The sequence below is a fragment of the Cryobacterium sp. PH29-G1 genome (genome assembly GCF_030063365.1).
GTDB lineage: Bacteria > Actinomycetota > Actinomycetes > Actinomycetales > Microbacteriaceae > Cryobacterium.
This window is the reverse complement of record NZ_JASISY010000004.1, coordinates 162,262-180,767: the sequence shown is the minus strand read 5'-3', so window position 1 is coordinate 180,767 and position 18,506 is coordinate 162,262. Positions and strand designations below refer to the sequence as shown.

The window sequence follows — 18,506 nt, the reverse complement described above, 5'->3', positions numbered from 1 at the left end:
GAATCGGTGGCAATGATCACTACACGCTTGGGAGGGGTGGCCAGATTGCGCGGAGCAGTCGGGTTGCTTCTTCGAGGTCGATCTGGGCGCGAATGCTGGCGTCGGCGAGGTTTCGGGCGGCATCCACCACGGTGCGCGGAGTGGCCGATGCCGTTGCGCTGACGCGGGTTCCGCCTCCGGTGCGGGTGTGGAGGTAGCGCTCGGATTCGAGGGTTTTGTATGCCTTCGCTACAGTTCCGGGGGCGACGCCGAGGTCCTTGGCAAGTTGCCGGACGGACGGAAGCCGTTCGTCCGCTCCAAGGCTGCCCGCAGCGATGAGTCCGCGGATCTGATCGCGGATCTGTTCCGCGGCGGGTGCCGATCCCCCCAAGGAAATCATCATGCGCGAACCAAGGCACGGACTCTGCGGCGTGCAGGTATCGCGGAGAGCAAAACACCGACCCAGAGCGCGTATCCGAGAGCCGTGACGGCGATGCCTGCGAGGGAGAGTGCCGGCTCAAGAGCCGCGAAGGGGGTACCGAAAACCATCCATCCGCCGTTTCCCGTCCGCACACCGCCGTTGAAAAACGCCGTTCCAGCCAAGGAAGAAAGGATTCCGCCCAGATGCACCAGGAGGGCACCGGATGCGACCGCAAGAATATTCAGGGTGCGCAGGCGGCGCAGCTGAACATCGTTAGCCTCGTCGACTCCGACCGGTGGCCGAGCGATCAGCCACAGCGCGACGACGGTCACCGCCGCCAGAGCAGCCACCAGTACCAAGGCCGGCCGAGAGTAGTACCACCCATAAATGGTGGTGGAACCCCCGCCGACGCCGGTGTCGACAACGAGGATGCGCCAGAAACCTTGCTCGTCCGGCTCGGAAGCCATACCCGCGGCGACGGTGAGAGCGAGAACGGCACCGATGATAATGATGACGCCGATGAACCACCATCCCCGGCCGAAGCTGAACGGTGTACGGCGAGCCAAGCTAGCGCTCCCTCGCGAAGCGTGAGTGGGTAGCGGAAACGCGAGAATGCTCACGGCACCGATCCCCAACAGGAGAGGCAACACGAAGCGCGCATCCACCAACCATCGAGCTAGTTCGTCTGGCCGCGGGAGTTGGAAGGCCGTCGTCCCACCAACCATCAAACGCACCAGGATATCCGCAAGCAAGGCGACGCCCACCCCAACTGCAGTGAGAGACGCGACCGGCCCCGAGGGCAGTCGGCTTGTGCGGCCCTGAACCAGCCACCACACCGCCCCAGCCAGCACGCCAAGGATCATCGAACGGAAAACGAACCAGACGAGCAAAAAAGACATCGCGCCCTTTCGACGGTGAAAATTGTACTACTCACGAAGTACATTAAATGTATCACGTTACTAGTACATCTCTATAACAGAGTTGCCAATCCGAACGCCCGCAAGTCGGACCGTCAACGGGAATAGCCCCGCCGAGGCTGGGCGCCACCGCACGCCTGAGCAAGTTTGTCGCATTTACCCTGCCCGTAGGGAAATCCCGCTCATATGCGTCTTACGGACCCGAATTCGAGTCTCTGGCCGTCGTCCAGCTAGGGGTTATATGGGCCACGAAAGTACCGAGACACGCTGCCTCGTCTGCTGCCTTCAGGTAACTATGACCTCATCCCAGTCCACGCAAGGGATGCAGCTCCTGTCGCGCTGCACAACCGCGCATCATAGCTCTGTCTCGTCAAAATGTCTCGCAGCCCACAGGTTTCGAGACGTGGTCTCTGCCGGGCATTGCGGAGCGTCCTAATCTGTGCGCCTGGGTTCCATGAGTGCGGTCTTCCGAAGAAAGTCTTCTTGGTTAATCCGTGCCCATCCTCTGAACACTGAGATCGCTCACCCGCCGAGCACCTCATCAAGAATCTCCGCTGTCACCGGGTCGACCATGTCGGCCGTGACCACATAGCTGTTGCGCGTGGTCTGCTCGTTTGCGTGGCCGAGAAGTCGCGAGGCCAGCGTTATTCCGCCCGCCCGCTCGATCAGCGTGGCAGCGGTGCGCCGGTACATGTGCGTCGTGTATTCATCGACGTCAACGCCCAGGCCAACAAGGTGAGAGCGCTCATCTTCGACGAATGCGCGGAGCAGGTGCTCGTAGTTGCTGACGCTTAGCGAGCGGCCAGTTCGTGTGGGGAAAAGGAACGCCTCTGGGTCGGGTTCGGCAAGCGCCAGCCGGCGCCGCACGGCCGCGGCGGCCATCGACGGCAGCGCGATACTCCTCCGTTGCCGAGACCGCTTGGGCGAATTCTTGCGGTGCGTTCCCTGCGCTTTGGTGCTCACGATCGTGCCGCTCACGATGAGGGTCGGCGGCAGGGTCGTCATGTCAACGTCACAGCGGCGCAAACCGATGCATTCACCGACACGCAGAGAGGTGCCGATCATGATGTCCATTCCGTCGATGAGGGCACGGTAGTTGGGCCGAGGGCCATCGTCGCGGGTAAGCCGCCACACTTGCATGCGCCCACGAATGGCCGTGATCTGCGCGGGCGTGAGGGCGGATTCCTTGCGCAAGGACATTGGCAGGCGTTGTACGTCGCGCACGGGGTTCTGCATAAGAGCGTCGTCGCGCACGGCGTAGCCACACACGAGACTCAGCACCGCACGCGCACGACTGGCTTTCGAGATCGTCTCCTCCTCCAGAATTCGCTGCAGGATGCGATCGCAGCGACCGACGGTCAGGTGTTCAAGCCGCACTCCCCCGCACCGCGGCACAATGATGACGCGGGCGGTGGTCTCATACGATTCGTAGGTCGAGTACGACAGGCTGCCAGCTTTGGCGCGGGTGAGCACCTGTGACAGCCAGAGCTCCACCGCGTCAGCGACCGTGCTCGACGGTGAGAGGTTTCCGGCACCGCCGGTACCCATCGCCCTCGCTTGTCGATGGATTTCGGCGATGGCATCGTCGCGGGAATCAGCCGTCACTGCGTGGCGATGCCGGGCCCCGCTGTCGTCACGGCTAGTGCCGCGGGCACGATACCTGCCGTTCGCCAATTGCTGCACGTCGACAGAGCCCACTTCCCCAGCCGCAATCTGCGGCCTAACCACGGCGGTGTTCGTGTACCCAGGTCAGTACGTCCTGCACGTCATACCGAACGAGCCGGCCGAGCTTGATATAGGGCGGCCCAGTCTGCATCAGGCGCCAGTCCTCGAGTGTGCGCTCGGGCATTCTGAGCAGTTCCGCCAGTTCGCGCTGGGTGAGAAACGTGGGTGTGATTTGCGTCGTCGCGTCCATACACGACAGGTGCACCACGGAGGCCGTGAGCAGCCCGATCAGGTCGGGACAGTCCCGTACGGGGCCGGGCACAACAACGACCAAACAATCCCCGAGGGGGTTTGTGGTGTGGTTTGTGGTAATTTGGCCCCTTTTGGGCCTGTTCCACAGGGTGGGCGATGGTCGATTTCGCCGCGGAATCCTGCGCCTTTTAGTGCTGGGGTACCTGGACTCGAACCAAGAACAAATGAACCAGAATCATCCGTGTTGCCAATTACACCATACCCCAATGCCTAATCCGAAGATCGGGCCGAGTAGTAGCCTAGCCCACTCGGGCCACAGAGGCCAAACCGAGGTATTCCTCGGCGCGTTGCCGCCCGAGTGAGCTGACGACTCAAGCGGCTGTCGTTACCGCCAGGGCTCGATCGAGACGGTCCAGCGTCTCGGCCTGCCCGAGAATTTCCATGGACTCAAACAGCGGCGGCGAGATCTTGCGGCCCGACAGCGCCACGCGCAGCGGACCGAAGGCGACACGCGGCTTGAGCCCGAGGCCCTCAACGAGCGTCTCAGCCAGCAGGGTGTGCACCCGGTCCGTGGTCCATTCCGCTGCCGGAATTCTCGCCAGCGCGGTGCGACTTGCGCCGAGAATTTCGGCGGCGTTCTGCGGGAGCGAGGCAACGGCATCCGCTTCGAGAACCAGGTCAGCGCCGGTGGTGAACAGAAAACCGAGCATGGCGGGGGCTTCACCGAGCACCGCGATGCGCTCCTGGATGAGCGGGGCGCCCTGGGCGAGCAGCGCGAGTTCGGACTCACTCGGAGTCTCGCCCAGCACGCCGGCGGTCACCAGGTAGGGAACCAGGCGTGCAGCGAAGTCGGCGGCCTCAAGCTGGCGGATGTGGTCGCCGTTGATCGACTCGGCCTTCTTCAGGTCGAACCGGGCCGGGTTCGGGTTGACGTTGACCACGTCGAACGCGGCCGTGAACTCGTCGATCGAGAACACGTCGCGGTCGTGCGAGAGCGACCATCCGAGCAGGGCGAGGTAGTTGAGCAAACCCTCGGGGATGAATCCGCGGTCGCGGTGCAGAAACAGGTTGGCCTCGGCGTCACGCTTGGAGAGCTTCTTGTTTTTGTCGCCCATGACGTAGGGCAGGTGGCCGAAGCGCGGAATGAAGGTGGTCACACCAATGTCGATGAGCGCGTGGTAGAGCGCGATCTGGCGCGGGGTCGACGAGAGCAGGTCTTCGCCGCGCAGCACGTGCGTGACGCCCATGAGCGCATCATCGACCGGGTTGACGAAGGGGTAGAGCGGATGCCCGTTCGGGCGCACCACCACGAAGTCGCTGAACGAGCCGGCCGGGAAGGTGATCTCGCCACGCACGAGGTCGTCGAAGGAAAGCTCGGTGTCGGGCACGCGCAGGCGCAGCGCCGGGGACCGGCCCTCGGCACGGTAGGCGGCCTTCTGCTCTTCGGTGAGATCCCGCTCGAAGTTGTCGTAGCCCATCTTGGGGTCGCGGCCCAGGTCGCGGTTACGGGTCTCGATCTCCTCGCCAGTGACGAAGCTCTCGTAGATGTGGCCGCTGGCCTTGAGCTTGTCGATGACACCGCGGTAGATGTCGTAGCGCTCCGACTGGCGATACGGCGCCTGCGGGCCGCCCACGTCGACGCCTTCGTCCCAGTTCAGGCCCAGCCACCGCATGGCCTCGACCAGCTGCAGAAAGCTCTCTTCGCTGTCGCGGGCGGCGTCGGTGTCTTCGATGCGGAAGATCATCGTGCCGCCGGTGTGCCGGGCGTAGGCCCAGTTGAACATGGCGGTGCGAACGAGGCCCACGTGGGGCGTTCCGGTCGGCGAGGGGCAGAACCGCACGCGAACGTCGGTTCCGGTGGCGGTAGAAAACGGGTGTGCAGTGGTGTCAGACATTACTCATGATTCTAGTTGAGCGCGCCCACGTACTTGTTTGCGTTCCGGGCCTGGGCCCGGAAAGCGGGCCCACCTTCTAAATTTGGCCCGCTTGCACAAGGTGGGCCCGGGCGGCGGAAGCGCATCTATTCCGGCGCCGAGAGCGCAACCAGAGCACGCAGAGCGGCGGCGAGCGCCGGTACCCGCTCGGCACCGGCCGCGGTCACCGCGTGCAGAGTGCGATGGTCCCGGCCGCTGGTGGCGCGAATCACCACTCCCGCGCGCAGACCGACCGACTCGATCGCGAGCGCCGGCAACAGCGCCACCCCGATGCCCGCCTCGACCAGACCGAACACGGCGGCCACGTTGTCGGTCTCGTAGGAGATGCGCGGTGCGAATCCGCGGCGATCACAGAGGTCGAGCAGATGGCCGCGGCAGCGCGGGCAGCCGGCCACCCAGCTCTCCTCGGCGAGCTCGCCCAGGTCGACCGCGTCGGACTCCCGGCCGGCCAACCCATGCCCCGCCGGCAGCACGAGCATCATCTCCTCCCGGCGCAGGGTCGTCACCCGCAGCCCCTGGGCGCTCTCCCGGTGCGGATCGATCCGGTCACCCGGGTAGCTGAAGGTGACGGCCAGGTCGGCGCGGTTTTCCCGCACGGCGGCGACAGCTTCGGGCGGCTCGGCCTCCAGGTAGGTGATGTTGATTTGGGCGTGCCGCGCCTTCATGCGCGCGAGCAGAGTCGGCACGAGGGTAGCGGATGCCGACGGGAACGCCACGAGACGTACCAGACCGGAGCGCAGCCCCTGCAGCTCGGCGATCTCCCCCGCCGCGGCATCGAGTGCCGTTGCTATGGTTACGGCGTGCCGGGCCAGCACCAGGCCTGCTTCAGTGAGACGCACGCCACGTCCCACGCGCTCGACCACGGCGAGCCCGAGCCGTTGCTCGAGTCGCTTGAGCTGCTGGCTCACGGCCGGCTGGCTATAGCCCAGGGCGGCCGCGGCAGCGGTGATCGAGCCGTGCTCGTGCACCGCTCGCACGACCGCGAGGGCGTGCGCGTCGAGGTCGGGGCCCTGTCCTGGCAGTGGGATCATGGGGAAATCATAACCCGGGCTTATGTATTGCATCGAGTACTGGCCGTTGTTGCATGAATGAACGGTGGTCACACTGGAGGGATGACCACCGCACCGGCACGCACGACCACCGTCAGCCTTGCGGAAGCCCGCACCCGCTATACCGCCGGCCGCGGCTACCTGGCCTCGTGCACGCTCGGGCTGCCCACGATCGACACGATCGCCGCGATGCGCGCCGACACCGAGGTCTGGGCCCGCGGAGAGGCCTGCGCCTCCCGCTACGGTGCCGTGGTCGAACGCGTGCGCGCCGGTTACGCCGACCTGGTCCAGGTAACGCCCGATCGGGTGGCGATCGGCTCGCAGACCTCGGTGATGGCCGGCATGGTGGCCGCCAGCATCCCCGACGGTGCCGAAGTCGTGTTGCCGATCGGCGATTTCAGCTCCATGGTGTTTCCGTTTCTGGCGCAGGCGTACCGCGGGGTGACCGTGCGGCAGGTGGAGCTGGACGATCTGGCCGCGAGTTTGACCGAGAACACCTGGCTGGTGGCTTTCTCTCTCGTTCAGTCCGCTACCGGACGTCTCGCCGACAGCGCCGCTATTCGCGCCGCGGCCGCGAGCACCCACACCTTCACCCTGTGCGACACGACTCAGGCCACCGGGTGGATGCCGGTCGACGCGTCGGTCTTCGATGCGACCATCTGCCACAGCTACAAGTGGCTCGGCGCGCCTCGCGGCGTCGCCTTCTTCACGGTCACCGACACATTCGCCGGGCAACTCAACCCGATCAATGCCGGCTGGTACGCGGGAGATGACCTATGGGCATCCTGTTACGGCCCGGCCATGATGCTCGCCGCTGATGCTCGCCGGTTCGACGTGTCGCCGGCCTGGCCGGCCTGGGTCGGAGCCGAACCAGCCATCGACCTGTTCCGCAGCCTCGACCTGGCCGAGGTGCGCGCCCACAATGCGGGGCTGGGCGATGCACTGTGCGACGGTCTCGACCTGCCCCGTCACGACCAGGCCATCATCAGCTGGCCGGATGCCGGCGGCCGCGACCTCGCGCGGCTCACCGCAGCGGGAATCACGGCTTCCGGCCGAGCCGGGCGGGCCAGGGTGGCGTTTCACCTCTTCAATGACGAGGATGACGTGGCACTGGCCCTGGCGGCCCTGCGCCGCGACTGACCGTTGGTCCGTCGCGGCCCAGGCCCGACCTGCCATCAGCCCTGACTATGCCTTGTCGGCGACAGCCTGGATGATCGCTCCGGCGAGAGCGGCCGAGGAGGCCGGGTTCTGCCCGGTGTACAGGTTGCGGTCAATCTCCATGTGCGGCGCGAACGATTCTCCGGCCACGAAGTCGGCGCCCAGTTCCACCAGTCGGCTCTGCACGAGCCACGGAGCCTTCGGGGCCAGGCCACCGAGTACCTCTTCGGCGTCGGTGAAGCCGGTCATCCGATAGCCGGCGAAGGGCCAGCTGTCGTCGGCCCGCTTGGCCGCGAGCAGGGCAGCCGGGGCGTGGCAGAGCACGCCGAGGATGCGACCGCTGTCGAGCGCCTCGGTGAGAATGCTCCCGGAGACAGCGTCGACGGCGAGGTCTTCCATCGGGCCGTGACCGCCCGGGTAGAAGACCACGTCATAGTCGCCGACGTTGATGTCGTCGAGACTGAGCGGCGAGTCGAGCTGTTTGGAGATGGTCGCGATGTAGTCGACGATCTGTGCCGCGCGCTCCTCTCCCCCGGCAGCATCGGCGCGCAGGCTGACCGCGTCGATCGTCGGGGCCACGCCGCCGGGCGTGCCAATGCTGATCTGGTATCCGGCCTCGGTGAACAGGCGGTGCGGCTCGGCGAGTTCCTCGGCCCAATACCCGGTGGGGTGCAGGGTGCCGTCGTTGAGGGTCCAGTGGTCAGCGGCGCTGACCACGAAAAGTACGTGGGTCATGAATTCTCCTTGAAGGTGACGTGGTGGGTAAGACGTGCGGGTTGATTTGAGTCAGAGCGCCGGTACGAGCTCACCGGTGCGAACGACCATCTTGCCGGTGTTCTCACCGCGCATCAGGCCGAGGAACGCGTCGATGGTGTTGTCGACGCCGTCAACGACGGTCTCATCGAAGACGATCTGGCCCGCGGTGAGCCAGGCAGTCATTTCAGCGGTGAACGCCGGAAGGTGATTCCAGTAGTTGCCGAGCGTGAAGCCGGTGAGGGTCAGGCCGCGGGTGACGATGTTCATCATGTTGGTCGGACCGACCGGAGTGTCCGTGCTGTTGTAGAGGGAGATGGCGCCGCACAGGGCCGCGCGTCCGCCGTCGTTGAACGAGGCGAGGGCCGCCTCGAGGTGCTCGCCTCCGACGTTGTCGAAGTACACGTCGATACCCTCGGGGGCCGCGGCGGCGAGCTGGTCCTTGATGGCACCATCCTTGTAGTTAAACGCGGCATCGAAGCCGTACTTGCTCGTGAGCAGGGCCACCTTTTCGGCTGATCCAGCGGAGCCGATCACGCGCTTGGCGCCCTTGAGCCGCGCGATCTGGCCCACCATGCTGCCCACGGCGCCAGCGGCGCCGGAGACGAATACGGTGTCGCCCTCCTTGAGCTTGGCGATCTCGAGCAGGCCGACGTAGGCGGTGAGGGCGGTCATGCCGAGCACGCCGAGGTAGGCGGAGAGGGAGATTCCGGGGAGTTCAGGAACAACTCGGAATCCGGCGGAGTCTTCCTGAACCAGGTCGCGCCAGCCGTAGCCGTGGGTCACGACATCGCCGACGGCGAATGCGTCGTCGGCGGAAGCGACGACGCGGCCGACCGCCCCGCCGCCCATGGTCTCGCCGAGAACGAACGGCGGCACGTAGCTCTTCGCGTCATTCATCCGGCCGCGCATGTACGGGTCGACGGAGATGAATTCGTTGGCGACCCGAATCTGGCCGGCCGCAAGCTCGGGCAGGTCAACGGTCACGGTGCGGAAGTCCGCATGCGTTGGCCAGCCGACCGGACGGTTCACGAGCTGGATCTGGGTACTGATGGTGGATGTCGCCATGGTGGGCTCCTCTGCTAGTTTTGTAACGATCGTTTTACTATATAGTGGACCTATCGGTACACAAAATTGACCGATCGTCAGACACGATTCAAGGAGTGGACATGGGGCGCCTACAGACCTTCGACAACGGCGTGGTCGTGCAAGCTGCACGAGACCTGTTCTGGGACAAGGGCTACGAGGCAGCGTCCCTGGCCGATCTGGAAGCGGCCACGGGCCTCGGACGCTCCAGCCTGTACCACGCCTTCGGCAGCAAACGCGGTCTCTTCGACGCCGCGGTCACCGACTATCTCGAGACGGTCATCCGACCCCGGCTAGCCGTGCTGCGCGCCGGCACCACGGATGCCTCGGCCCTGCTGGACTATTTCGGCAGCCTCGCTGTGGCCACGGCCACGCAGGCGCCCGACTCCGTGCAAACCGGCTGCCTGCTCGTTAATTGCGCCGCCGGCCTCGCCGCCCACGACGATCCGACCCGAGCGGTCGTGGAGGGTTACCGCATCGAACTGTCGGCTGCGCTCCGGCACGCGCTCCTGGCGGCCTCCGATGCTGAGCATTCAGCGGATGCCGTGCTCGAGGAGCGCGTGCGCACCCTGGCATCCTTGTCAATGAGCGCCATGCTGATAGCCCGGGTCAACCGAACCGAAGCGATTGCCTTGCTGAACACCGCATCGAACCAGGTCAGAGCCTGGTTCCCGGGCTCCAGCCGCTGAGCCCCGCCACCGCACACACGCGCGCGCAGCCACTCGCGCACCCGGGCCCACCTTATGCAACTGGGCCCACGATCTATCACGGGCCCCGTTGCATAAGGTGGGCCCGACGCGGAGGGCCCCACACCGTGCGCGGGGGACCTCACACCTTAGGCCGGGCGAACCACCGAGTTCACGAGGGTTCCGATGCCGGCGATCGACATCGTGACCGTGTCGCCGTCGACGACCGCGGCGGCGGTGTCCATCGGACCGGCCAGAATTACGTCGCCGGGCAGCAGAGTGAACACGCTCGAGGCGAACGCGACGAGGGCCGCGACGGTGTCCTCGGTGGGCGTGGAATCATCGTTGCCGAGCTCCACGGCCTGAAATTCTTCGTCGTTGATGAGACCGCGCAACGGCGTGGCCGCGTCGTCGAAGTCGGTTTCAATGATCGGCCCGAGCGGCAAAAAGGTGTCGAAGGCGCCGGCCCGGGTGGCATCTCGTTCGGCGAGGTCGGCCGCGGAGACGACCGTCGCGACGGTGTAGCCGAAGACGCGGCTCGCGGCATCCGCTGCCGTGACGTTCTTGGCAATCTTGCCGATGATGATTGCGAGCTGGCCATCGACCTCGACCCGCTCCGACGCAGCGGGCAGCACGATCGCATCGCCAGGGCCGACGACGGCGGTGTTGGGCTTCAGCACGAACGCCGGCTCGGCCGCGCTGCTCTGCACCGCCACGATCTTCGACCGGGGAATCACCGGCGCGAGGAGTTTCACCTCGGCCAGCGCGACCCGGTCGCCGGTGGTGTCGAATCCGGCGAACATCGGGTCGCTCGTGAGTACGACCAGTTCATCGTCGTCAACAATGCCGAACGCGATGGCGCCCTGATAGCTGTAGCGTGCGATCTTCACGTGTCGTTCCCGCCTGTTGTGGCCCGCGCCGTCAAGCGGGGCCAAAAGGTTCAGTTTACGTCAGTCGAGGCGGGTCAGCCAGCCGTGCCGGTCGGGCACGCGGCCGTACTGAATGTCCGTGAGCTCCTGGCGCAGCGACAGCGTGATCGCGCCGGCCGGGGCATCCGCTTCGCCAATCGTGAAGTCCTTGCCCTTGAGCTGGCCGATCGGGGTGACCACCGCTGCGGTTCCGCAGGCGAAGACCTCGGTGATGGCACCGGATGCCACCCCCTCACGCCACTCCCCCAGCGTCACGTCGCGCTCTTCCACGGTCATACCGCGGTCGCGGGCGAGCTGCATGATGCTGTCGCGGGTCACGCCTTCCAGAATGGATCCGGTGAGGCGCGGCGTCACGAGCGTGTCGGAACCGTGCACGAAGAACACGTTCATGCCGCCCAACTCGTCGACGTGGCTGCCGGATTCACCGTCGAGAAAGAGCACCTGCGCGCAGCCGTTCTCGTAGGCTTCCATCTGCGGCAACAGCGAGGCGGCGTAGTTGCCACCGCACTTCGCGGCGCCAGTACCGCCGCGGCCGGCGCGGGAGTACTCGGTCGACAGCCAAATTTTCACCGGGGCGACGCCGTCGGCGAAGTAGGCGCCGGCCGGGCTCGCGATCACGTAGAAACTCACCCGGTGGGCGGCGCGCACGCCCAGAAAGCTCTCGTTGGCGATCATGAACGGGCGCAAATACAGGCTGGTCTCGGGGGCGGACGGCACCCAGGCACCGTCAACGGCGATCATCTGCCTGACCGATTCGATGAAGTCTTCGACCGACAGTTCGGGCAGCGCCAGGCGGTGCGCTGAACGCTGCAGCCGCTGGGCATTCTTCTCGGGCCGGAAGGTCCAAATCGACTGGTCGGCGTGCCGGTAGGCCTTGAGGCCCTCGAAGATCTCCTGGCCGTAGTGCAGCACCGAGGAGGCGGGGTCGAGCATCAGCGGGCCATACGGGGTGACGCGCGCATCGTGCCAGCCGGCGTCCACCGACCAGTCGATGGTGACCATGTGGTCGGTGAAGTGTTTGCCGAAACCCGGGTCGGCAAGAATCTCTTCGCGTTCAGCTTCGGCGCGCGCATCGGTTGACGGCGTGAGGGCGAAGCTCAGCGGGTAGCTGGTGGTGGATTCGGTGTTGCTCATTTCAGTACCTTGTCTGTCAAAAGGGTCACGATGGCGTCTCCCACTTCAGCGGTGCTCCGACGAACCGGGGCGTTCTCGGTGCGGCGCAGCAGGTCATCGGCCACCGCCGCGTTAACGCGAGCCGCGGCATCCGTCAGCCCGAGGTGATCGAGCAACAGCGCCACCGAGAGGATGGCCGCGGTCGGGTCGGCGAGTTGTTGGCCGGCGATATCGGGTGCCGAGCCGTGTACGGGCTCGAACATGCTGGGAAAGCGGCCCGTCGGGTTGATATTGCCGGAGGCCGCCAGGCCGATGCCGCCGCTGATCGCTGCAGCCAGGTCGGTGAGGATGTCGCCGAAGAGGTTATCCGTGACGACGACATCAAATCTACTCGGATTCGTCACGAAGAAGATGGTCGCCGCGTCGACGTGCAGGTAATCCACCGCGACCTCGGGATACTCCGCCGCAACCTCGTTCACGATGCGCTGCCACAGGCTGCCGGCGAAAACGAGCACGTTGGTCTTGTGCACGAGGGTGAGCCGCTTACGTTCACGCCCCTGCGCCACCTCGAAGGCATAGCGCACGACGCGCTCCACCCCGTAGGCGGTGTTCACGGACACCTCGTTGGCCACTTCCTGCGGGGTGCCGCGGCGGATGGCGCCGCCGTTGCCCACGTAGGGGCCCTCGGTTCCCTCGCGCACGACGACGAAGTCGACCACACCGGGAGCGGCGAGCGGGCTCGCCACGCCGGGGTAGATCGTGCAGGGCCGCAGGTTGACATAGTGATCGAGCGCAAAGCGCAGGCCGAGCAGCAACCCCCGCTCAATGTTCGCGTCTTTGAGGCGCGGGTCGCCGGGAACTCCGCCGACGGCACCGAGCAGGATGGCGTCGTGCTGCTGGATGGACGCAAGATCACCGTCGGTGAGCACATCACCGGTTTCGAGGAACCGCGCGGCACCCAATTGAAACGTACTCGTCTCGATCGTGATATCTTCGCGGGCGGTGACGGTGCCGAGCACCTTCATCGCCTCAGCGACAACTTCCGGTCCAATCCCGTCTCCGGGAATGACTGCGAGTTTGATCGTACGAGACATGCGGCTCCGAACCATTCAACAAACACTTGAAATGCGTATAGTCAAACCTTACCTTTGTCGCCGAAGTGCCTAGGCTGTTCCCCAGCGGGCATCATTTACAGAAAGCAGCAGATCATGAGCATCGGACTAGGAATCTTTCTGTTGGTCGTCGGCGCCATCCTGGTGTGGGCCGTCGACGTGACCGTCACCGGAGTCGACCTGCAGCTGGTGGGCTACATACTGCTGGCCGCCGGCGCGTTCGTGGTGATTCTCGGCATCATCCTGATGACACGACGCCGCAACAGCGTGAGCACGACCCGCACGATCGCCGATCCTGTGCACGGCGAGCAGGTCACCCGCCGAGAGAACTCGATCGACGACCTTTAGGCCTGTTCGACGAGGCGGGCCGCCGCGAGCAGCTGCCGGGTAAAGGCATGCTGCGGGAGTCGAAAGATGGTCTCGGTGGCCCCCTGCTCGACGACCCGCCCCTCCTTCATGACGAGTACTTGGTCACAGAGACCGCGCACGACGGCCAGGTCATGCGAGATGAACACCATGGCCAGCCCCATCCGCTCCCGCAGTGTGGCCAGCAGGTCGAGCACGTGTGACTGAATCAGCACGTCCAGCGCCGAGACGGGCTCGTCCAGCACGAGTACACGAGGCCGGCGTGCCAGCGCCCGGGCAATAGCCAGCCGCTGACGCTGACCGCCGGAGAGTTCCTGTGCGCGGCGAGCCAGCAAAGCCCGGGGCAGCTCGACCTGGTCGAACAGTTCGTGGATTCGCGCCGGTCGCCCGGCGCGGGTGACGGCGGAGTCGAGCCCGGTAGCCTCGGCGAGAATTCGCTGTGCCGAGTAGCGCGGGTCGAACGTACCGAGCGAATCCTGGTGGATCAGCTGAATCTGGCCGCGGCGAGCGCGCCGCCTCGATTCGCTCACGCCGCTCCACGGCTTGTCATCGAGCAGCACGGTGCCGCTGTCGGTCTCGTCAATACCGAGCAACAGTTTCGCGACGGTGGTTTTTCCCGAGCCGGACTCTCCCACGATTCCCACGGTGCCCCCGGCAAAAAGGTCGAACGACACGTCGTCGACGGCGCGCACTCCCCGCCCGTAAGACTTCATGAGGGAACGCGCCGATAGGAGCGGGGTGGCGCCGGTCGGGGCTGCCGGTGCCGCCGCCGCGCGCGGCCGGTTCGACGGCGCCGCCGCGAGCAGCTCGCGGGTGTACGGGTGCTGCGGGTCGGCCAGCAGGGTGGCCGCCGGGGCCACCTCGACAAATCGACCGCGCTGCATCACGGCGATTCGGTCGGCAAGCTCAGCGACGACGAGGAGGTCGTGGCTGATCAGCAAGACGGCGATACCGGATGCCTTCAGCTCGGCCAGCAGACGCAGAATCTGCGCCTGCACGGTTACGTCGAGGGCCGTGGTCGGTTCGTCGGCGATGAGTATCGCCGGATTCGCCGCCAGAGCCGAGGCGATCAGCGCTCGCTGGCGCAGTCCGCCCGAGAGCTCGTGCGCGAACTGGCCTGCGCGCAGCAGAGGCTCGGGCACGGCCACCCGCTGCAACAGACGCTGCACCCGCTGGTCGCGCTCGAGGCGCGGCATCCGCTTCTCGTGCACCTCGAACGGTTCGGCGATCTCGCGCCCCACCCGGCGCAGCGGGTCGAGGGCAACGAGGGCGTCCTGACTGACCAAAGCGATGGATGCTCCGCGCAGGGCGCGCCAGCCGGCCTCCCCGAGGCCTCGAACGTCAACCCCGTTCACGCTGAGTTCGTCGGCGGTGATCGCGGCGCCGGCCGGGGTCAGCCCGAGCAGCGTGCGGGCCAGCATGGACTTGCCGGCCCCGGATTCACCGACAATGGCCAGGCACTCGCCCGGGGCGATCGACAGGGAGATGCCGTCAACGGCGGGGCCGCGGGTGCCGGGCAGGTCAACACGCAGGTTGCGCACCTCGATCATGGGCGGCGCCCCGCACTCACAAACTGCAGGTGGCGGCCGAGCAGGCTGGTCGCGATCACGGTGGCGGTGATCACCAGGCCGGGGAACACCGCGATCCACCAGGCGGTCGCTAGAAAATTGCGCCCCTCCGAGAGGATGAGTCCCCACTCCGGCGTGGGAGGTTTCGGTCCAAGTCCCAGAAAGCTGAGTCCGGCGCCGGCGGCGATGGCCGTGCCGACCCCCATGGTCGCCATCGCCAGCAGCGGGCCGAGAGTATTGGGAATGATGTGCCGCAGCAGGGTGGAGGTGCGCGCCACCCCGAGGGTGCGGGCCGCTTCGATATATCCGGCTCGGCGCACCACGAGGGTCTGCACCCGGGCGACCCGGGCATAGGCGGGCATCACCGCGATGGCCACGGCGATGAGCAGGCTCGACTCGCCCGGTCCGATAATGGCAATAACGATCAGCGCGAGCAGAAACTCGGGAAAAGCCATCACGATCTCAATCGCCCGCGACAGCACACCGTCACCGAATCGACGCATCGAAGCCGCGGCCGCTCCGACAGCGAGACCGATGGCCAGGGCAATGGCGGTTGCCCCGAAACCGATCACGAGCGAATAGCGCGATCCGTAGAGAACGCGGGAGAAGACATCCCGGCCGGCCTGGTCAGTGCCGAACGGATGGTGCCGGCTGGGCTGCAGCAGGGCGGCCGCCACGTCGGTCTGCAACGGATCCGCCGAGGTGAACAGTGCCGGTGCCACGGCGCTCATCACGAGCAGCAGCAGAAACGCGGCGGCCAACAACGCCGGCACCCGGCGTTGGAGCGTTCGCTGCCCGAACACCCCGCTCACGAATACACCGCCGGCGCCGTAAGGCGCGGGTCGATCCGGTCGGCCAGCAGGTCAACGAGCAGATTGACGATGGAGAACACCACGGCGGCCAGCACAATAATGCCGAGCACGATCGGTATGTCCCGGTTGATGATGGCGTTCAGCGCCACGCGCCCCAGACCGGGGCGGGCGAAAACGGTCTCGACCAGCACCGAGCCGCCGAGCAGCGAACCGACGATGTAGCCGGTGAGCGTGACGCTGTTCGCGGCGGCATGCCGCAGCGTGTGCCGTACGACCAGCCGGGCGTGGGTTGCACCCCGAGCGCGCACAGTGTCGACAAAGGGCAGAGCGGATGCCGCGTCCAACCCCTGCCGAAACACCTGGCTGATGATCCCGGCCACGGGCAGCGCCAGCGTCACCGCCGGCAGCACCAGCGCGGCGATCCCCCCGGTGGCCACCACCGGAAACCAGCCCAGGCCGAAGCCGAAGATCGAGATCAAGACGAGGCCGGTCCAAAATGTCGGAGATGAGACGGCAAACAGTTCCAGCATCGACAACAACGCCCGGCTGCGCGCACCGCGGGCCAGCAGCGCCGAACCGGCGGCGAGTACCAGCGCAACGGCCAAGGCGAGGGTCATGAGCGCCACGGTGGGAACGAGCTGGGCCCCGATGATGTCGGCCACCGGGCTCTGCAGCCGGTAGGAGGTGCCGAGGTCGCCGCGCACGAGCCGCCCGAGGTAGGCGAGGTATTGCATGATCGGCGGATCGGCGAGGCCCCAGTCGGCGCGCACCGACTCGCGCACCGACTCGCTGACATCGGCGTGCACACCCAGCATGACGTCGACCGGGTCACCGGGTACAAGGCGCAAGGCCAGGAACCCCACGGTTGCCGCGCCCCAGACCACCAGCACCATGCCGCCGAGGCGCCCGAACAGGGTGCGTCGGCGCAGCCCCGACGTGTGCTGTTCCGAGTTCTTCATGGGCGGTTGGTGCTCAGTCGGCGCTTTCGAGCGACGCACCGTAGAACAGCGGCTGTCCGTACAGGTCAAAACTCAGCCCGGTAATGGCGCTGCTGTAAGCGGTGATCGCCGACGATACCGAAATCGGAAGGATCGCCACCTGCTCGGCATTCCACTGCTGCAGCTGGGCGTAGAGGTCAGCACGCACGGCCGGATCACTGGCGGCGACGGCTCCATCGAGCAGGGCGTCAACGGTGGGGTCACTCACCGAGGCGCCGTTCTTGTACCCGCCGGTGTGCAGGTGGGCCCGCAACACGTCGGCATCCACGCTCGGAAAGCTCCAGTCCGACAGATCATAGCTGCGCTTCTCGAACTCGCCGTAGTACGACGCCACCTCCAGATTGTCGCGCACGATCTCGAAACCGACCTGTTTGAGGTCAGACTGCACGACATCGCCGAGGCTCGCGTTCGCGTCGGAGACGGGAGTCCAGGCGATCCAGCGGGCGCTGAGCCGGTTGCCATCCTTCACGCGATAACCGTCGGAATCGCGCTCGACCCATCCGGCTTCGTCGAGCAGGGCGTTGGCCGCGTCCGGGTCGAACGACCAGCTGTCTTCGAGAGTGGCGTCGTAGGCATCCGGTGTGGTCGGAGAAAGGATGCTCCAGGCCCGTTCAACCTGATCCTGATAAATCGTCTGGACCGCCGGGTCGATGTCGATGGCGAGGGCGAAGGCCCGGCGCACGTTGACATCGGCGAAGACACCGTTGCCGCCCGCGGTGCTGTTCTTCTCGTTCAAAAACAGGGAATACGGCAGGCCGGGGATGGCGGCCTTCTCAACCGTGAAGTCGTCGCTGATCTGGCCGACCGTGTTGGGGGCGATATCGCTGGCGATCTGGGCCTCGCCGCTCGTGAGGGCCCCGGTGCGCACCGCTGATTCGGGCAGGATTCGAAACCTGAGCGTCTCAATCTCGGGCGGCCCCTGATGAGCGCTGCCCTCGGGAGCCCAGTTGTAGTCCGGGTTGGCCGTGAAGACGATCTCCTGATCGGGAGTGTACGAGGTCAGGGTGTACGGTCCCGTGCCCACCGAGATGTCCGGGCCGCCGGCCGGTAATTCTGCGGCCTTGTTCGCCAGCACGTCAGGAGCGTAGAAACCCAGCTTTGCAGTGCTGACGGCCTGCAAAAATGGCGCGTAGGGCTGGGTGAAGTCCACGCGAACGGTGAACTCGTCCTCGGCCACCGCGCCCGCATAAAACCCGCCGGTCTCGGCATAGCCGATCAGGCTGGCTGCGTCGGCCGACGCGGTCTCGGGGGCGACAACGTGGTCGAAGTTCGCAACGACCGCGGCAGCGTTGAACTTTTCGCCATTGTGAAAGGTCACGTCATCGCGCAGCGTGAAGGTGTAGTGCAGGCCGTCGTCGGAGATCTGCCAGGACTTCGCCAGCCACGGCACAAAAGTGCCATCGGTCTGCTGGTACACGAGCGAATCGAACGAGTTGCGCATAACCAGTGCGGTCACCTGAAAGGCCGAGGAATGAATGTCCATTTTGCCGCTGCTCAGGGTTCCCCCCGAGATCGCGTAGGTGAGCTCCCCCGAGGCGTTCGCCGACGTGGTGGGCGAGCTGGTGCACCCGGCGAGCAGGACGACCGAGGCCAACGCCACGGCGGTGATCCAGGGGGTGCGAGTACGTGCGGGAGCGTGGGCGCGAATGCGCATGACAACGTTCTCTTTTCAGTTGATGCGGGGCTGTTCATTCTCTCTCTAAGCCTA

18 protein-coding genes and 1 tRNA gene are annotated in these 18,506 nt (G+C 65.9%); 3 read left to right on the top strand and 16 right to left on the bottom strand.

Features of this window, described 5'->3' with window-relative positions:
- Nucleotides 1-19 precede the first annotated feature (19 nt).
- From QMK22_RS07355 to QMK22_RS07325, 7 genes are all read right to left on the bottom strand, one after another.
- On the bottom strand, nucleotides 20-382 hold the full coding sequence (locus tag QMK22_RS07355; RefSeq protein ID WP_283496965.1) for a GntR family transcriptional regulator: 363 nt from the start codon (nucleotides 380-382) through the stop codon (nucleotides 20-22).
- Nucleotides 379-966: a hypothetical protein gene (locus tag QMK22_RS07350; protein WP_283496964.1), complete on the bottom strand. Its 588-nt coding sequence runs from the start codon at nucleotides 964-966 to the stop codon at nucleotides 379-381. The genes QMK22_RS07355 and QMK22_RS07350 overlap by 4 nt, the downstream gene beginning before the upstream one ends.
- Nucleotides 967-1,839: 873 nt before the next feature.
- Nucleotides 1,840-2,922: a tyrosine-type recombinase/integrase gene (locus tag QMK22_RS07345; RefSeq protein ID WP_283496963.1), complete on the bottom strand. Its 1,083-nt coding sequence runs from the start codon at nucleotides 2,920-2,922 to the stop codon at nucleotides 1,840-1,842.
- Between the two features lie 115 nt (nucleotides 2,923-3,037).
- Nucleotides 3,038-3,304 (bottom strand): helix-turn-helix transcriptional regulator, encoded by a 267-nt coding sequence (locus QMK22_RS07340; RefSeq protein WP_283496962.1) that lies wholly within the window; start codon nucleotides 3,302-3,304, stop codon nucleotides 3,038-3,040.
- A gap of 124 nt (nucleotides 3,305-3,428) precedes the next feature.
- Nucleotides 3,429-3,500, bottom strand: a tRNA-Gln gene (locus tag QMK22_RS07335).
- Between the two features lie 105 nt (nucleotides 3,501-3,605).
- Nucleotides 3,606-5,129 (bottom strand): glutamate--tRNA ligase, encoded by a 1,524-nt coding sequence (gltX, locus tag QMK22_RS07330; protein ID WP_283496961.1) that lies wholly within the window; start codon nucleotides 5,127-5,129, stop codon nucleotides 3,606-3,608.
- A 125-nt stretch (nucleotides 5,130-5,254) separates the two neighbouring features.
- Nucleotides 5,255-6,199, bottom strand: coding sequence for a LysR family transcriptional regulator (locus QMK22_RS07325; RefSeq protein WP_283496960.1), 945 nt, complete (start codon nucleotides 6,197-6,199; stop codon nucleotides 5,255-5,257).
- A gap of 81 nt (nucleotides 6,200-6,280) precedes the next feature.
- Between QMK22_RS07325 and QMK22_RS07320 the strand changes: the two genes are divergently transcribed.
- On the top strand, nucleotides 6,281-7,357 hold the full coding sequence (locus QMK22_RS07320) for an aminotransferase class V-fold PLP-dependent enzyme (RefSeq protein ID WP_283496959.1): 1,077 nt from the start codon (nucleotides 6,281-6,283) through the stop codon (nucleotides 7,355-7,357).
- A gap of 45 nt (nucleotides 7,358-7,402) precedes the next feature.
- On the opposite strand, the gene QMK22_RS07315 is transcribed toward QMK22_RS07320, so the two are convergent.
- Nucleotides 7,403-8,110: a type 1 glutamine amidotransferase domain-containing protein gene (locus QMK22_RS07315; RefSeq protein WP_283496958.1), complete on the bottom strand. Its 708-nt coding sequence runs from the start codon at nucleotides 8,108-8,110 to the stop codon at nucleotides 7,403-7,405.
- Nucleotides 8,111-8,161: 51 nt separating this feature from the next.
- Nucleotides 8,162-9,196 carry an NADP-dependent oxidoreductase gene (locus tag QMK22_RS07310; RefSeq protein WP_283496957.1) on the bottom strand — a complete coding sequence of 345 codons (1,035 nt, stop codon included), beginning with the start codon at nucleotides 9,194-9,196 and terminating at the stop codon, nucleotides 8,162-8,164.
- Nucleotides 9,197-9,297: 101 nt separating this feature from the next.
- On the opposite strand from QMK22_RS07310, the gene QMK22_RS07305 reads away from it, so the two are divergent.
- Nucleotides 9,298-9,903 carry a TetR/AcrR family transcriptional regulator gene (locus QMK22_RS07305; protein ID WP_283496956.1) on the top strand — a complete coding sequence of 202 codons (606 nt, stop codon included), beginning with the start codon at nucleotides 9,298-9,300 and terminating at the stop codon, nucleotides 9,901-9,903.
- Nucleotides 9,904-10,049: 146 nt separating this feature from the next.
- Here QMK22_RS07305 and QMK22_RS07300 read toward each other — a convergent pair whose 3' ends face one another.
- From QMK22_RS07300 to QMK22_RS07290, 3 genes are read right to left on the bottom strand one after another with little or no spacing between them, the layout of a single operon-like run.
- Nucleotides 10,050-10,790, bottom strand: a complete 741-nt coding sequence (locus QMK22_RS07300; RefSeq protein WP_283496955.1) for a fumarylacetoacetate hydrolase family protein — start codon at nucleotides 10,788-10,790, stop codon at nucleotides 10,050-10,052.
- A gap of 60 nt (nucleotides 10,791-10,850) precedes the next feature.
- Complete coding sequence (locus QMK22_RS07295; RefSeq protein WP_283496954.1) at nucleotides 10,851-11,963, bottom strand: branched-chain amino acid aminotransferase; 1,113 nt, start codon at nucleotides 11,961-11,963, stop codon at nucleotides 10,851-10,853.
- Entirely contained in the window at nucleotides 11,960-13,036 is a 1,077-nt protein-coding gene (locus QMK22_RS07290; protein WP_283496953.1) for a 3-isopropylmalate dehydrogenase, read from the bottom strand. Before QMK22_RS07290 ends, QMK22_RS07295 begins: the two co-directional genes overlap by 4 nt.
- Nucleotides 13,037-13,150: 114 nt before the next feature.
- Between QMK22_RS07290 and QMK22_RS07285 the strand changes: the two genes are divergently transcribed.
- Nucleotides 13,151-13,402 carry a DUF6458 family protein gene (locus tag QMK22_RS07285; RefSeq protein WP_283496952.1) on the top strand — a complete coding sequence of 84 codons (252 nt, stop codon included), beginning with the start codon at nucleotides 13,151-13,153 and terminating at the stop codon, nucleotides 13,400-13,402.
- On the opposite strand, the gene QMK22_RS07280 is transcribed toward QMK22_RS07285, so the two are convergent.
- From QMK22_RS07280 to QMK22_RS07265, 4 genes are read right to left on the bottom strand one after another with little or no spacing between them, the layout of a single operon-like run.
- Nucleotides 13,399-14,970 (bottom strand): dipeptide ABC transporter ATP-binding protein, encoded by a 1,572-nt coding sequence (locus QMK22_RS07280; protein WP_283496951.1) that lies wholly within the window; start codon nucleotides 14,968-14,970, stop codon nucleotides 13,399-13,401. The two genes, QMK22_RS07285 and QMK22_RS07280, sit on opposite strands and share 4 nt — an antisense overlap.
- Complete coding sequence (locus tag QMK22_RS07275; protein WP_283496950.1) at nucleotides 14,967-15,800, bottom strand: ABC transporter permease; 834 nt, start codon at nucleotides 15,798-15,800, stop codon at nucleotides 14,967-14,969. The genes QMK22_RS07280 and QMK22_RS07275 overlap by 4 nt, the downstream gene beginning before the upstream one ends.
- The gene (locus QMK22_RS07270; RefSeq protein ID WP_283496949.1) at nucleotides 15,797-16,759 is read right to left on the bottom strand and encodes an ABC transporter permease; all 963 of its coding nucleotides are present in this window, start codon (nucleotides 16,757-16,759) and stop codon (nucleotides 15,797-15,799) included. Before QMK22_RS07270 ends, QMK22_RS07275 begins: the two co-directional genes overlap by 4 nt.
- Nucleotides 16,760-16,772: 13 nt before the next feature.
- On the bottom strand, nucleotides 16,773-18,452 hold the full coding sequence (locus tag QMK22_RS07265) for an ABC transporter substrate-binding protein (protein ID WP_283496948.1): 1,680 nt from the start codon (nucleotides 18,450-18,452) through the stop codon (nucleotides 16,773-16,775).
- Between the last annotated feature and the right edge of the window lie 54 nt (nucleotides 18,453-18,506).